Here is a 13,957-nt window from a genome sequence, read left to right on the forward strand (position 1 = left end):
AGATTAGTTAGATGCGCTATGACCTCCTGATCCGCAATGGCAACATCGTCGACGGGCTGGGGGGTGAGCCGTACGTCGGCGACGTGGCCGTGCGCGACGGCGTCATCGCGGCCGTCGGCGCCCTCGACGGCGCCACGGGCGAGCGCGAGATCGACGCGACCGGCCTGCTCGTCACACCGGGCTTCGTCGACCTGCACACCCACTACGACGGGCAGGCCATCTGGTCGGACCGGCTAACGCCGTCCTCGGCGCACGGGGTCACCACCGTGGTGATGGGCAACTGCGGGGTCGGCTTCGCACCCTGCCGGCAGGAAGACCACGACGTGCTGGTCGACGTGATGGCGGGGGTGGAAGACATTCCCGGTGTGGTGATGACCGACGGCCTGCCGTGGACCTGGGAGACGTTCCCCGAATACCTGGATGCGCTGGACTCCGGAAAACGCGATATCGACGTGGCCGCCTACCTGCCGCACTCCCCGCTGCGGGTGTACGTGATGGGCCAGCGTGGCGCAGACCGGGAGCCGGCCACCGACGAGGACCTTGCCAAGATGCGGGCGTTGGCCAAGGAGGCGATGGAGGTCGGGGCGCTGGGCTTCGCATCGTCACGACTGATGATCCACAAGACCGAGAGCGGGGCGCAGATCCCCAGCTACGACGCCGCGCGCGAGGAGATCGAGGCGATCGCCCGCGGCGTCGTCGACGGCGGCGGCGGTCTGCTGCAGTTTGTACCCGACATTCCGGCCGGCGGCTACCAGCCGGTGCTGCAGACGGTGTTCGACGTCGCCGAGGACGTCGGGCTGCCCCTCACCTTCACCCTGGTGGTGGCCAACACCGGCGAGCCGACCTGGCCGGACGCCATCACCATGGTGGAAAAAGCCAACGCGGCCGGTGGTGACATCACCGCCCAACTGTTGCCGCGGCCGATCGGTCTGATCATCGGCCTGCAGCTGTCGGCCAACCCGTTCGTGCTCTACCCCAGCTACCGCGAGATCGCCCACCTACCGCTGGCCGAGCGCGTCGCCGAGATGCGCAAGCCTGAGGTCCGCGCCCGCATCCTGGCCGACCGGCCCGGCGTCGGGCACCCGATCCTCTACGCCGCCCAGATGTGGGATTGGATCTTCCCGCTGGGTGACACCCCCAACTACGAGCCGGACCCGGCGGACAGCGTCGGAGCCCGCGCCCGGGCTCGCGGCGTGGACCCGATGGAGGAGGCGTACGACCGGCTGCTCGACGACGACGGGCGGGCCATGTTGCTGGTGGCCACCAGCAACATGGAGAACAACTCGCTGAACACCGTAGGCGAGCTGCTGCACCGCGACGACGTGGTGCTGGGACTCGGCGACGGCGGCGCGCACTACGGGATGATCTGCGACGCCAGCTATTCGACGTTCTTTCTGGCGCATTGGGCGCGCGATCGGCAGGCCGGACGGTTTACCGTGCCCGAGGCGGTCCGCGAGCTCACTTCCGTACCGGCCCGCATCGCCGGGCTAGCCGATCGTGGGCGCATCGCTGTCGGCTATAAGGCCGACCTCAACGTCATTGACCATGCCGCACTGCGCCTGCACCGGCCGGTGATTGTCTACGACCTTCCGGCCGGTGGCCGTCGACTGGACCAAACCGCCGACGGCTACATCGCGACCGTCGTCTCCGGCCAGGTGATCGCGGAGAACGGCGTCCCGACCGATGCCCGGCCTGGGAGGTTGGTCCGCGGTCGTCAACCCAGCCCGGTGTCCGCCTGAAACGGCCACGGCCGAGGGGCTTCCCCGATAACTTGGATTGGTGACGAACCCGCATTATGCGTGGTTGCCGCCAGAGATCAATTCGGCACTCATGTTCACGGGCCCGGGGTCGGGGCCGCTGCTTGCCGCGGCCGCGGAATGGAACCGTTTGGCCGAGGAACTGTCCCAGTCCGCGGCGTCCTTTTGGGCCGTCACCTCCAAGCTGGCCAGCGGCGCCTGGCTAGGTGCGTCGTCGGCGGCCATGATGGCCGTCGCGTCCCAATATGCGGCATGGCTGCGCACTGCGGCGGCGCAGGCCGAAGGTGCGGCCGGGCAAGCCACCGCCGTGGCAGGCGAATTCGAGGCGGCGTTGACGGCCGCGGTACAGCCGGCCGTGGTGGCCGCCAATCGGGGTCTGGTTCGGGTCTTGGCGGCGACGAACTGGCTCGGCCAGAACGCTCCGGCGATCGCGGACGTCGAGGCAGCGTACGAACAGATGTGGGCGACGGACGTGGCGGCGATGTCGGGCTACCACGCCAACGCTTCGGCGTTGCTCGCGGAGCTGCCGTCGTGGGATGAGGTGCTCAAGGAGCTCGACATTGGAAGTATCGGTGCCAGCGGCCATCCGGTTGGGTTGGCCGGCGGCATCGGCGCCAACGACTTCGGATTCTGGAACGCGGGATTCGGGCAGACCGGCTGGATGAACCACGGCACCCAGCAGGTGAGCAGCTTGCTCGGCTTCGACAACGTCACCGGCGCCTCGGGCGGCCGGCACCCGAGCCCGATCAGCACGGTCAGCACCGACCCCGTCTCCACCTCCGTCGGCAGCCCGGCCTGACGCGCCTATCGTCGAAATATGCGTTCGAAGAAGAAAGTGGACTTCAAGCGGCTGGCCGCCGCCCTCCCCGACTATCCATTCGCCTACCTGATCACCGTCGACGACGACTACCGCGTGCACACCGTGACGGTCGAACCGACACTGCTTGATGTGGACGCGGCGGTTCTCGACGTCGGGCTGATTGGGGGGCGCACTCGTGCCAACCTCGCGCAGCGCCCTGACGTGACGCTGCTGTGGCCGCCGCCCCAACCGGGCGGCTACTCGCTGATCGTCGACGGCCACGCCGAGGTTTCCGAGGACGGCGCCGACAGCGTGCGATGCGCCGTGGTGCCCACCCGGGCGCTGCTGCACCGCGAGGCCGACTCCCCCTCGGCCGCGAAGGGTTGCCTGCACGACTGCGTGGTGTTCAGCGAGCCGGCTTGACGGCTTTGCGTGTCGGCGTCGGCAGTGAAGCCACGGCTTTGCGTGTGAAACCACGGCGTCGATAGTGAAGCCAAGGCGAAAGAATCGCCAGAATCCCGCCCTGACTTCACTTGCAAAGCCATATCTTCCCAGTCAACGCCGTAACTTCACCCGCATCCCCCAAGCGCACAGCCGGCGCCGCAGCCCACGATCGACGACACCAGCGACCCCGCAGCCAGGGCACACACAGCCCCCGGGCGTGAGGCAGGCCGCACGCTCGACGCCGAATGTGCGGCCAGCTGCACACTCGGCCCCGGCGCGCAGTGGCCAGCGGCACGAAAAAGCCCGGCCTGCGAAAGCAGACCGGGCTTTTTCAGTGCGAGGGACTTAGAAGTCCATGCCGCCCATGCCGCCGGTCGGGTCGCCCGCGGGAGCGGCCGCCTTCTCCGGCTTGTCGGCGACGACGGCCTCGGTGGTGAGGAACAGCCCCGCGATGGACGCCGCGTTCTGCAGCGCCGAACGGGTCACCTTCACCGGGTCGGCGACACCGGCCTTGAGCAGGTCCTCGTACTCACCGGTGGCGGCGTTCAGGCCGGTGCCGGCGGGTGCGTTGCGGACCTTCTCGGCGACAACGCCGGGCTCCAGCCCGGAGTTGAACGCGATCTGCTTCAGCGGAGCCTCGAGCGCCACCTTGACGATGTTGGCGCCCGTCGCCTCGTCGCCGGAGAGGTTCAGCTCGTCCAGCGCCGGGGCCGCGTGCAGCAGGGCCACACCGCCACCGGCGACGATGCCCTCCTCCACGGCCGCTTTGGCGTTGCGGACCGCGTCCTCGATGCGGTGCTTGCGCTCCTTGAGCTCCACCTCGGTGGCGGCGCCGGCCTTGATCACCGCAACACCGCCGGCCAGCTTGGCCAGGCGCTCCTGCAGCTTCTCGCGGTCGTAGTCGGAGTCGCTGTTCTCGATCTCGGTGCGGATCTGGGCCACCCGCCCGGCGATGGCGTCCGGGTCACCGGCGCCCTCGACGATGGTGGTCTCGTCCTTGGTGATGACCACCTTGCGGGCCTTGCCCAGCAGCGACAGGTCGGCGTTCTCCAGGGTCAGGCCGACCTCTTCACTGATCACCTGACCACCGGTGAGGATGGCCATGTCCTGCAGCATCGCCTTGCGCCGGTCACCGAAGCCCGGAGCCTTGACGGCCACCGACTTGAAGGTGCCGCGGATCTTGTTCACGACCAGGGTGCTCAACGCCTCACCCTCGACGTCCTCGGCGATGATCAGCAGCGGCTTGCCGGCCTGGATAACCTTCTCCAGCAGCGGCAGCAGGTCCTTGACCGTCGACACCTTGGAGCTGACCAGCAGGATGAAAGGCTCCTCCAGGACGGCTTCCTGACGCTCGGCGTCAGTGACGAAGTAGCCCGAGATGTAGCCCTTGTCGAACCGCATGCCCTCGGTGAGCTCGAGCTGCAGGCCGAAGGTGTTGGACTCCTCGACGGTGATGACGCCCTCGTTGCCCACCTTGTCCATGGCCTCGGCGATCAGGTCCCCGATCGACTGGTCGCCCGCCGAAATCGCTGCCGTGGCCGCAATCTGGTCTTTGGTCTCGACCTCCTTGGCCGACTTGAGCAGGGTCTCGGTGACCTTCTCGACGGCCTTCTCGATGCCGCGCTTGAGGCCCAGCGGGTTGGCGCCGGCCGCGACGTTGCGCAGGCCCTCACGCACCAGTGCCTGCGCCAGCACCGTGGCCGTCGTCGTGCCGTCACCGGCGACGTCGTCGGTCTTCTTGGCGACTTCCTTGACCAGCTCGGCACCGATCTTCTCGTATGGGTCCTCCAGCTCGATCTCCTTGGCGATGGAAACCCCATCGTTGGTGATCGTGGGAGCGCCCCACTTCTTCTCCAGGACGACGTTGCGACCCTTGGGGCCCAACGTCACCTTTACCGCGTCGGCGAGGCTGTTCAGGCCCCGCTCGAGGCCCCGACGGGCCTCTTCGTCGTACGCAATTGTCTTGGCCATTGCGAAGTGATTCCTCCGGATTGGGAATGACGTCATGGCCGGGTGCAGTGCCCGCGACGGACGACCAGAGCTAGTCTCACCGTCCCGACCTAGCACTCGCCGGTCGCGAGTGCCAACGTCATTCTTAGCACTCGCCTATGCCGAGTGCAAGGACACCCCGCTGGTCGGTGCGCTCGGGCAGACTGGGCGTATGTCGCTTGTGTTGCCTTCCTATCCACCGCCCCGGTACACCGGCGAGGCCGGGGAGGTCACCGCCTGGATCAAACGCTCGGACGATGCGCCCGATTACCAGCTGGGCGGCACCACATACCACTATCTGGCCACGCAACGATCCACCGACGGTGACTTCGGGTTGTACCGGGTCGATATCGCCCCGGCCGGCGGCGGACCCGGTCCGCACTTCCACAAGACGATGTCCGAGTCGTTCTTCGTGCTGTCCGGAACCATGCGCATGTACGACGGCCGCGACTGGGTCGACGCGTCCGCCGGCGACTACCTGTATGTGCCGCCCGGCGGCATTCACGGCTTCCGCAACGACGCCGACGAACCGGCCTCGATCCTGATGCTGTTCGCTCCCGGCGGACCGCGCGAAGGGTATTTCGAGGGGCTGCCCGGCCTGGCCGACATGACCGACGAGGAGCGTCGAGAGTTCTTTATCGGTCACGACAACTACTGGGTGTTCTGAGCCGAGCACGCGGGACTGGCGCAACGAGCGTGGGTAGATTCACCACCATGAGCGTGAGCTTCCCGGTCTGACTCATGAGGTCCGTCACCGAACACCAGCGTGTCGTCGCCGAGTTGATCCGCCCGCGCCCGGCGACCGCGGTTCCCCTCTTCGAGGCCCAGGGACTGGTGCTGGCCCACGACGTAGACGCGCCGATGGCGCTGCCGGTCTTCGACAACTCCGCGATGGACGGGTACGCGGTGCGCGCCGAGGACATTTCGGGTGCGACGCCGGAAAACCCGGTGGTGCTTCCGGTTGCCGAGGACATACCGGCCGGACGCACCGACGAGCTGACATTGCAGCCCGGCACCGCGCACCGAATCATGACCGGAGCGCCGGTACCGGCCGGGGCGACGGCCGTCGTGCCGGTCGAGGACACCGATGGCGGTGTGGAGTCGGTGACGATTCGGCAGACCCGGCCGCCTGGCTCGCACATCCGGCGCGCGGGTGAAGACGTCGCCCCAGGCACCACGGTCCTGCGTGCGGGCCAGGTCGTGACGCCGGCGGTGCTCGGGCTGGCCGCCGCGCTGGGTATGGACCGGCTACAGGTGATCCCGCGACAGCGCGTGCTGGTCATCTCCACCGGATCGGAGCTGGTGTCGCCCGGCGCCCCGCTGCGGCCCGGGCAGATCTACGAGTCCAACTCGATCATGCTGGCCGCGGCGGCCCGCGACGCGGGCGCCGAAGTGGTCGGCACCCCGACTGCCGGAGACGACGTCGCGCAGTTCAGCGCCATCCTGTCCGAGTACGCCGCCGCGGCAGACCTGATCATCACCAGCGGCGGGGTCAGCGCCGGCGCCTACGAGGTTGTCAAAGATGCGTTCGGCCGGGACGGCGACCAGGGCGTGGAGTTCGTCAAGGTGGCGATGCAGCCCGGCATGCCGCAGGGCGTCGGGCGGGTGGCGGGCACACCGATCGTCACCCTGCCGGGGAACCCGGTCAGCGCCCAGGTGTCTTTCGAGGTGTTCATCCGTCCGGCGCTCCGCAGGGCGATGGAGCTGCCGGATCCCGAGCGGCCACATCGGTTGGCACTTCTCACCGAGTCGTTGAAGTCACCGCACGGCAAGCGGCAGTTCCGCCGTGCCGTGTTCGACCCGGCAGCCGGCACCGTCACCAGTTACGGCCCACCGGCTTCGCATCATTTGCGCTGGCTGGCGTCGGCGAACGGACTACTGGACATCCCCGAGGACGTGGTGGAAGTGTCCGCCGGAACTCAGGTACAGGTCTGGGATCTCAGCTGAGGGCCGGTGCGCCACGGTGGAATTCGTCGGCGGCATTGAACCCGCGGGTGCAGCAAATGACAATTCCGGCGATCGAGATCGTGACGGGTATGACGATCAGCGCCGCAGATAATCCGACCGTTCCGGCAAGGTGGCCGATCAGCGGCGGGCCGAGCAGGTAGCCGACCCAGCCCGTCCCGGCCACAATCGCGATCGCTGAGCCGGCGCTGCTGGCCGAATAGGCCGCGCTGAAAGCGGTCGGCACCAGCAACGCCACACCGGCTCCCAAAGCCGCGAATCCCATCACGCTGACCAAGGGATTGGCCGCCGCCAGCATCACGCTCATGCCCACCGCCGCGAGCAGTGCCAGGGCCGGAAGCAGCCGCCGGGTCGAAAGGCGCGAGTGCAGGCGTAGCGCACCGAACCGGGTCACCACCATGGCGAACGTATATGCCGCATAGCTCAGCGCCGATACGCCCGGACCGGCACCGACCACCTCGTGCAGGTAATTGGCCGACCAGTCGGTAGCCGCGCCCTCGCACAGGAAAGACGCAAACGAGACCGTCGCAAGAACCGCCACCGTCGGCGTCATCCAGGCCCACTTGCGTCGGTCGGCGACCGACGGGCCGTCGGCCGGCCTAGCCTTCTCCGGCAGCAGGTGCCGACTCAACGCTCCCATTGCAACGAGCACGACAAGGCCCAACATTGCCAGCTGAGCGGCGAGACCGACGCCAGCAGTGACGGACACCGCGCCGATCACCGCGCCCAGCAATGCACCCAGACTCCACATCCCGTGGAAGCGCGCCATGATGGGCGCCCGTGCGGCCCGCTCGACCATGGCGGCTTGGGTGTTCATCGCGACGTCGAGCGCGCTCTGGAACATCCCCCACAACGCCAGGGCCAAAAAGAGCAGTGCTGCCGACCTGACCAGGCCTACCGTCACCCCGACGGACGCATAGCCCGCGACCATGACGGGAACCATCCGGTGGCTGCCCCAACGCGGCACCGCCCAGTGACACAGCACCGTAGCCACCACCGACCCGACCGGGGCACCCAGCAGCGCGGTTCCCAGCGCCGGGTCGGACAAACCGAGAGCACCTTTCACGTGCGGGATGTGGGCGGCCCACGACGAAAACAGCACCGCGTGCGCGATGAAGGCGGCGGTAACGGCCACGTTCGCCCCACGCAGCTGTCCGCCGCCACCGAGCCATCGCTGGAAAATTCGTCATACCCCTCGTGTGGAACCGCGATGATGCCTATTCCCGCACCCGCGACCAACCAACCAGCCGGATCGTACCGGGACACGCCGTTCGCGATGGCTCCGTAAGATGACCGCGTGGCCAGACGCCCCCGCCCCGAAGGCCCCGCGCACCTGCTGGACTTGGTGCGCTCCACGGTTCCGCCGGTACACCCGGCCGGGCGTCCGTTCATCGCGGCCGGTCTGGCCGCAGCACTGGCCGGCCGCCGGAACCGCTGGGTGCGCCGGGGTGGCCTGCTGACCGCGGCGGCCTGCGCCGGATTCTTCCGCCACCCGCCTCGCGTTCCCCCAGCCCGGCCCGGCGTCGTGGTCGCGCCGGCCGACGGTCTGGTCTGCCTGGTCGACTCTGCCGCCCCGCCCGCCGAACTGGGCATGGGCGACGAGCCACTGCCGCGGGTCAGCATCTTCTTGTCGATATTGGACGCGCACGTCCAGCGCGCCCCGGTCAGCGGCGAGGTGATCGCCGTCCAGCATCGGCCGGGGCGGTTCGGGTCGGCCGACCTGCCCGCGGCCAGCGTCGAAAACGAGCGCACCAGCATCCGGATCCGCACGGCCAGTGGGTCGGACGTCGTCGCGGTGCAGATCGCCGGGTTGGTCGCGCGCCGGATCGTGTGCACCGCCCACATCGGCGACAAGCTGTCAATCGGCGACACCTACGGGCTGATCCGGTTCGGCTCCCGGCTGGACACCTATCTGCCGCCTGGAGCAGAACCACTGGTCAGGGTCGGGCAGCGCGCGGTTGCCGGCGAGACTGTGCTGGCCGAGTTGCCATGATCGACAAGCCCCGCAGCAGACGAGGGGTAAACCTGCAGATCCTGCCGAGTGCGATGACGGTGCTGGCGATCTGCGCGGGGCTGACCTCGATCAAGTTCGCGCTCGAAAACCAGCCGGTGCCGGCGATGGTGCTGATCGCCGCGGCCGCCATCCTGGACGGACTCGACGGCCGGGTGGCCCGCATCCTGGACGCGCAGTCGCGGATGGGCGCCGAAATCGACTCCCTTGCCGACGCGGTCAACTTCGGTGTGGCCCCCGCGCTGGTGCTGTATGTATCGCAGCTGTCGAAGTGGCCGCCGGTCGGCTGGGTGGTGGTGCTGCTGTACGCGGTATGCGTCGTCTTGCGGCTGGCGCGGTTCAACGCATTGCAAGACGACGGAACGCTGCCTCCTTACGCGCACGAATACTTCGTCGGGATGCCCGCGCCCGCCGGCGCCCTCTCGATGATCGGCCTGATGGGGCTCAAGCTGGAGTTCCATGACGGCTGGTGGACCTCGGTGTGGTTCGTGTGCGTCTGGGTGACGGCGACGTCGATACTGCTGGTCAGCGGTATCCCGATGCGAAAGATGCACGCCGTGCGGGTGCCGCCGAACTACGCGGCCGCGTTGCTGGCAGGGCTGGCGATCGTCGCGGCCGCCGCGGTCTGGCAGCCCTTCATCACGATCTGGGTGATCATCGTCGCCTACCTGTGCCACGTGCCCTTCGCCATCCGCACCAAGCGCTGGCTCGACCAACACCCTGAGGTCTGGGACGACAAACCCAAGCAGCGGCGCGCCGTGCGGCGGGCCAACCGCCGAGCCCAGCCGCACCGCCGCTCTATGGCGCGGCTCGGGCTGCGCAAGCCCAGCGGGCGCTCGATGGCTCGCCTCGGCCTGCGCAAGCCGGGTGGACGACTGCAATGACTTCCGCGACCTCGCCCGAACCGCGGGACCGGGGCCCTAGGCTGACGCTGACCGCACGGCTGAACACCTCCGCGGTCGACTCGCGTCGCGGCGTCGTCCGCTTGCACCCGAGTGCCATTGCCGCCCTTGGCATTCGGGAGTGGGATGCGGTGTCGCTGACCGGGTCGCGGACCACCGCCGCGGTGGCGGGCATGTCCGGTCAGGACATCCCGGTCGGCACGGTGTTGCTCGACGACGTGACGCTGTCCAACGCGGGCTTGCGGGAGGGCACCGCGGTCATCGTGAGCCCGGTCGTGGTCTACGGCGCGCGGTCGGTGACGCTGTCCGGGTCCGCCCTGGCCACCCAGTCGATCTCGTCGTCCACCCTGCGGCAGGCCTTGCTGGGCAAGGTGATGACCGTCGGCGACGCCGTATCGCTGCTGCCGCGCGACCTGGGGCCGGGCACCTCGACGTCCGCTGCCACCCGTGCGCTCGCGGCATCCGTCGGGATCAGCTGGACCTCCGAGCTGCTGACCGTCACCGGCGTCGACCCCGTGGGCCCGGTCAGCGTGCAGCCCAACACGTTGGTCAGCTGGGGCACGGGGCTTCCGGGTGGCCCACAAGCGGCCAACACGCAGATCGCCAGCCCGGAGATCCAGGTCGAGGAGCTCAAGGGCGCTCAGCCGCAGGCCGCCAAGCTCACCGAATGGCTCAAGCTGGCACTCGACGAGCCGCACCTGCTCAAGACGCTGGGTGCCGGCACCAACCTGGGGGTGCTGGTGTCGGGTCCGGCCGGTGTCGGCAAGGTGACGCTGGTGCGCGCGGTGTGCGCCGGTCGCCGGTTGGTGGAACTGGACGGGCCGGAGGTCGGCGCGCTGGCCGCCGATGACCGGCTCAAAGCCGTCACGTCTGCTGTTCAGGCGGTTTCCGACGGCGGCGGGGTGCTGTTGATCACTGACGTCGACGCCCTGCTGCCGACGACCGCGGAGCCGGTGGCCGCGCTGATCCTGGCCGAGCTGCGCACCGCGGTGGCCACCGACGGCGTCGCGCTGATCGCCACCTCCGCACGCCCCGACCAGCTCGACCCGCGCCTGCGTTCACCCGAGCTGTGCGACCGGGAGCTCGGCCTGCCGCTGCCGGACGCCGGGACCCGTAAGGCCCTGCTGGAGGCGTTGCTCAAGCCGGTGCCCACCGGCGAGCTGGATCTCGACGAGATCGCCGGCCGCACACCAGGTTTCGTCGTCGCCGATCTTGCCGCGCTGTTGCGCGAGGCGGCACTGCGGGCGGCCGCGCGGGCCAGCGCCGACGGTCAGCCGCCGGCACTGAGCCAGGCCGACCTGCTGGGCGCGCTGACCGTCATCCGGCCATTGTCCCGATCGGCCGGCGAGGAGATCAGCGTCGGCAACGTGACGCTCGACGACGTCGGCGACATGGCCGATGCCAAGCAGGCCCTGACCGAAGCGGTGCTGTGGCCGTTGCAACATCCCGACACCTTCGCCCGGCTGGGCGTCGACCCGCCGCGCGGCGTATTGCTGTACGGACCGCCCGGTTGCGGCAAGACTTTCGTGGTCCGCGCCTTGGCCAGCACCGGGCAACTCAGCGTGCACGCGGTCAAAGGCTCAGAGCTGATGGACAAGTGGGTGGGCTCTTCGGAAAAGGCGGTCCGGGAATTATTTCGACGGGCCCGCGATTCGGCGCCGTCGCTGGTGTTCCTCGACGAGGTGGATGCGCTGGCACCGCGGCGCGGCCAGAGCTTCGACTCGGGCGTGAGCGACCGCGTGGTCGCCGCACTGCTGACCGAGCTCGACGGCATCGACCCGCTGCGCGATGTCGTCGTGCTGGGCGCGACCAACCGGCCCGACCTGATCGATCCGGCACTGCTGCGGCCCGGCCGGCTGGAGCGGCTGGTGTTCGTCGAACCGCCCGATGCCGACGCCCGGCGGGAGATCCTGCGGACGGCGGGCAGATCGGTCCCGCTGAGCTCCGACGTCGACCTCGACGAGGTGGCCGCCGGTTTGGACGGCTACAGCGCCGCCGACTGCGTGGCGCTGCTGCGGGAGGCCGCGTTGACTGCGATGCGGCGCTCCATCGACGCGGCCGACGTGACCGCCGCCGACCTGCAAGCGGCCCGCCAGACCGTGCGCCCGTCGTTGGATCCGCTGCAGGTGGATTCGCTACGCACGTTCGCCAAAGCTCTGTAACACCCCGCGCACCGCCGCCGCGACGTCGGCCTCGAGCCAGTCGGGCATCGGATCGTCGTACGCGTGCCGCCGCACCACCGCATAGGGCAGATCGGCCACCGCCCTGCTGACCGCATCGACGGCCCGCGAATCGGCACTGCCGTAAAGCTTTTCGGCCAGCCCATGTACCCGCTCGATGAGCGGGGCGTTCATGGTTGCGAGGGTCTTGTGGAACTCGGCGTCGGGTTGGCCGTCGCGCAGGTCGTCGGGCCGGATGGTCAGCAGCAGCTTTGCGTCGTCGGGCAATTCACGCGCGAAGCTGATCGCGGACACGGCCATGGCCGTCGCGGTGTCCAACGGGTTGCCGGCCTGGGCGGCGAGCGCGCGGGACTGGAAGCGCTCGAGTGCGCGCAGCCAGGCGGCGGTCACCACACCGTCGCGGTTGCCGAACCGGTGATACAGCGTGCCGGCCGGGGCGCCGCTGGCCTTGGCGATCGCCGCCACACTCGCCGCGCGCGGCCCATGCGCAAGCACCAGGTCGCGCGTTGCGTCGAGGATCACATCGGTTTCATGCTTCCGCGGAGGGGCCATGATCTAGTACAGTCCTTCTATATGGAACGATTGCCCTATATCGATGAGCATGCTATCTCAATCGACGCTTCCCCGGCGGAGGTGTGGCCGGCGCTGTTGCGCGTGATGTGCCGCGACCCGCGGGATCCGTCGACCGTGCCGTTCGGCTTCGTGCTCGACGAGGCGAGGGAGCCCCGACGCCTGGCCCTGAAGGGCCGGCATCCGTTCGCGATTTATCGCTGGGTGTTCGAGCTGGACGGCGAGGACGCCGGCACTCGGCTGCGGGCGTTGACCTGGGCGGCCTTTCCGGGGCTGCACGGCAAGCTCTACCGCGCGCTCGTCATCGGAACCGGTGGGCATCGCGTCGCCGTGCGCTGGACGCTGCGCCGCGTGAAAGGGGTGGCGGCACAAACCCGGGAGACGGCGGCCGATTACGTGGACGTCTTCGAAGTCCCCATCCATCCCGGCGACTTTCGCAGTGCCGAACAGGCGTTCCGTGACGGGCTGGGCGAAACACCATGCGCCCTTGGCAACCTCGTCTTATGGATCCACCGCCACGTACTGCGACTTCACCTGGGGCCATATTCTTCGCCTGAGCACGTAATCGGCTGGCGGATAACGCATTTGGACCACGATGAGATCGTGCTGACGACGGACGGGCCACTCATGTGCGGCCAACTGACCCTACGACGAGAGCACGATGCGCGCGCCGTTCTCACCACTCGTCTGCACTACCGTCACAAAATCGCCGCCCGAACGGTCTGGGCCATTATTGGCCCGCTGCATCGGATCGTGGCACCGCGGCTGATGCAGCGCAGCGCCCGCCGTGGCCTCATTCAGACGGCTGGACGTCAGGTGTGATTCCCGGGACCACTTGGGGTGCAACGGCATCGGAACGGACGGCAACGTTGCCCTGCGATGCATTGTCTCCGCTCAGCGTCCAGGCGGACCGCGCAATCAGCATCGACGCGCCGCCACAGACCGTGTTCGCATGGCTGTGCCAGCTGCGCATCGCGCCTTACAGTTACGACATCCTGGACAACTTCGGCCGCCGCAGTCCGCGGCGTCGTGACTCCGAACTGACGCGCCTTCACGTCGGACAGCGTTTCATGACGTTGTTCACCCTGCACTCGTTCGTCTACGACGAGCACATCACCCTGCGCGCGAAGGGTGTGGCTGTGACGTACGCGGTTCGACCTGACGGCGGGGGCTCGCGGCTGCACGCGCGGGTGCGTTTCGCCGGACCCCGATTGCTCGCGCGCCTTCTTGCGTTGGGCGACCTGGTGATGATGCGCAAGCAGTTGCTTACGTTGAAGTCTCTGGCCGAGCAGACGCAAAAGCACGCGACGCGCCGGGTGTGAGCGTGCTTTTGCGTCTGC

General features: G+C 68.6%; 12 protein-coding genes and 1 pseudogene. 10 read left to right on the top strand and 3 right to left on the bottom strand.

The window, feature by feature from the left end; translation table 11 throughout:
- The first annotated feature begins 11 nt into the window (after positions 1 to 11).
- The 3 genes and pseudogenes from AC5Y2L_RS01415 to AC5Y2L_RS01425 all read left to right on the top strand — a co-directional run bounded on the left by AC5Y2L_RS01415 (position 12) and on the right by AC5Y2L_RS01425 (position 2,979).
- Complete coding sequence (locus AC5Y2L_RS01415) at positions 12 to 1,739, top strand: N-acyl-D-amino-acid deacylase family protein (protein ID WP_499939118.1); 1,728 nt, start codon at positions 12 to 14, stop codon at positions 1,737 to 1,739.
- A gap of 40 nt (positions 1,740 to 1,779) precedes the next feature.
- Positions 1,780 to 2,469, top strand: a pseudogene (locus tag AC5Y2L_RS01420) (PPE family protein); the annotation flags it as partial.
- 105 nt (positions 2,470 to 2,574) lie between these two features.
- Positions 2,575 to 2,979: a pyridoxamine 5'-phosphate oxidase family protein gene (locus tag AC5Y2L_RS01425; protein WP_499939116.1), complete on the top strand. Its 405-nt coding sequence runs from the start codon at positions 2,575 to 2,577 to the stop codon at positions 2,977 to 2,979.
- Between the two features lie 366 nt (positions 2,980 to 3,345).
- Here AC5Y2L_RS01425 and groL read toward each other — a convergent pair whose 3' ends face one another.
- Entirely contained in the window at positions 3,346 to 4,971 is a 1,626-nt protein-coding gene (gene groL, locus AC5Y2L_RS01430) for a chaperonin GroEL (RefSeq protein ID WP_499939114.1), read from the bottom strand.
- 190 nt (positions 4,972 to 5,161) lie between these two features.
- Here groL and AC5Y2L_RS01435 point away from each other — a divergent pair, with 190 nt between their 5' ends.
- A complete protein-coding gene (locus tag AC5Y2L_RS01435; protein WP_499939112.1) occupies positions 5,162 to 5,656 on the top strand; it encodes a cupin domain-containing protein in 495 nt (164 codons plus the stop codon).
- 74 nt (positions 5,657 to 5,730) lie between these two features.
- The gene (gene moeA / locus AC5Y2L_RS01440) at positions 5,731 to 6,936 is read left to right on the top strand and encodes a molybdopterin molybdotransferase MoeA (RefSeq protein WP_499939110.1); all 1,206 of its coding nucleotides are present in this window, start codon (positions 5,731 to 5,733) and stop codon (positions 6,934 to 6,936) included.
- Here the strand turns inward: moeA and AC5Y2L_RS01445 are convergent.
- Entirely contained in the window at positions 6,929 to 8,137 is a 1,209-nt protein-coding gene (locus AC5Y2L_RS01445; RefSeq protein WP_499939156.1) for an MFS transporter, read from the bottom strand. The two genes, moeA and AC5Y2L_RS01445, sit on opposite strands and share 8 nt — an antisense overlap.
- A gap of 114 nt (positions 8,138 to 8,251) precedes the next feature.
- Between AC5Y2L_RS01445 and AC5Y2L_RS01450 the strand changes: the two genes are divergently transcribed.
- The 3 genes from AC5Y2L_RS01450 to AC5Y2L_RS01460 are packed head-to-tail and all read left to right on the top strand — an operon-like array spanning position 8,252 to position 12,029.
- Positions 8,252 to 8,947 (top strand): phosphatidylserine decarboxylase, encoded by a 696-nt coding sequence (locus AC5Y2L_RS01450; protein WP_499939109.1) that lies wholly within the window; start codon positions 8,252 to 8,254, stop codon positions 8,945 to 8,947.
- Complete coding sequence (gene pssA, locus AC5Y2L_RS01455) at positions 8,944 to 9,849, top strand: CDP-diacylglycerol--serine O-phosphatidyltransferase (protein ID WP_499939108.1); 906 nt, start codon at positions 8,944 to 8,946, stop codon at positions 9,847 to 9,849. Before AC5Y2L_RS01450 ends, pssA begins: the two co-directional genes overlap by 4 nt.
- Entirely contained in the window at positions 9,846 to 12,029 is a 2,184-nt protein-coding gene (locus AC5Y2L_RS01460; RefSeq protein WP_499939106.1) for an AAA family ATPase, read from the top strand. Before pssA ends, AC5Y2L_RS01460 begins: the two co-directional genes overlap by 4 nt.
- Here the strand turns inward: AC5Y2L_RS01460 and AC5Y2L_RS01465 are convergent.
- The gene (locus tag AC5Y2L_RS01465; RefSeq protein ID WP_499939105.1) at positions 12,003 to 12,599 is read right to left on the bottom strand and encodes a TetR/AcrR family transcriptional regulator; all 597 of its coding nucleotides are present in this window, start codon (positions 12,597 to 12,599) and stop codon (positions 12,003 to 12,005) included. The two genes, AC5Y2L_RS01460 and AC5Y2L_RS01465, sit on opposite strands and share 27 nt — an antisense overlap.
- A 21-nt stretch (positions 12,600 to 12,620) precedes the next feature.
- Here AC5Y2L_RS01465 and AC5Y2L_RS01470 point away from each other — a divergent pair, with 21 nt between their 5' ends.
- Positions 12,621 to 13,439 carry a DUF2867 domain-containing protein gene (locus AC5Y2L_RS01470; protein WP_499939103.1) on the top strand — a complete coding sequence of 273 codons (819 nt, stop codon included), beginning with the start codon at positions 12,621 to 12,623 and terminating at the stop codon, positions 13,437 to 13,439.
- 62 nt (positions 13,440 to 13,501) lie between these two features.
- A complete protein-coding gene (locus AC5Y2L_RS01475; protein ID WP_499939101.1) occupies positions 13,502 to 13,939 on the top strand; it encodes an SRPBCC family protein in 438 nt (145 codons plus the stop codon).
- Positions 13,940 to 13,957 lie beyond the last annotated feature (18 nt).

This window comes from Mycobacterium sp. NGS66, assembly GCF_059812225.1.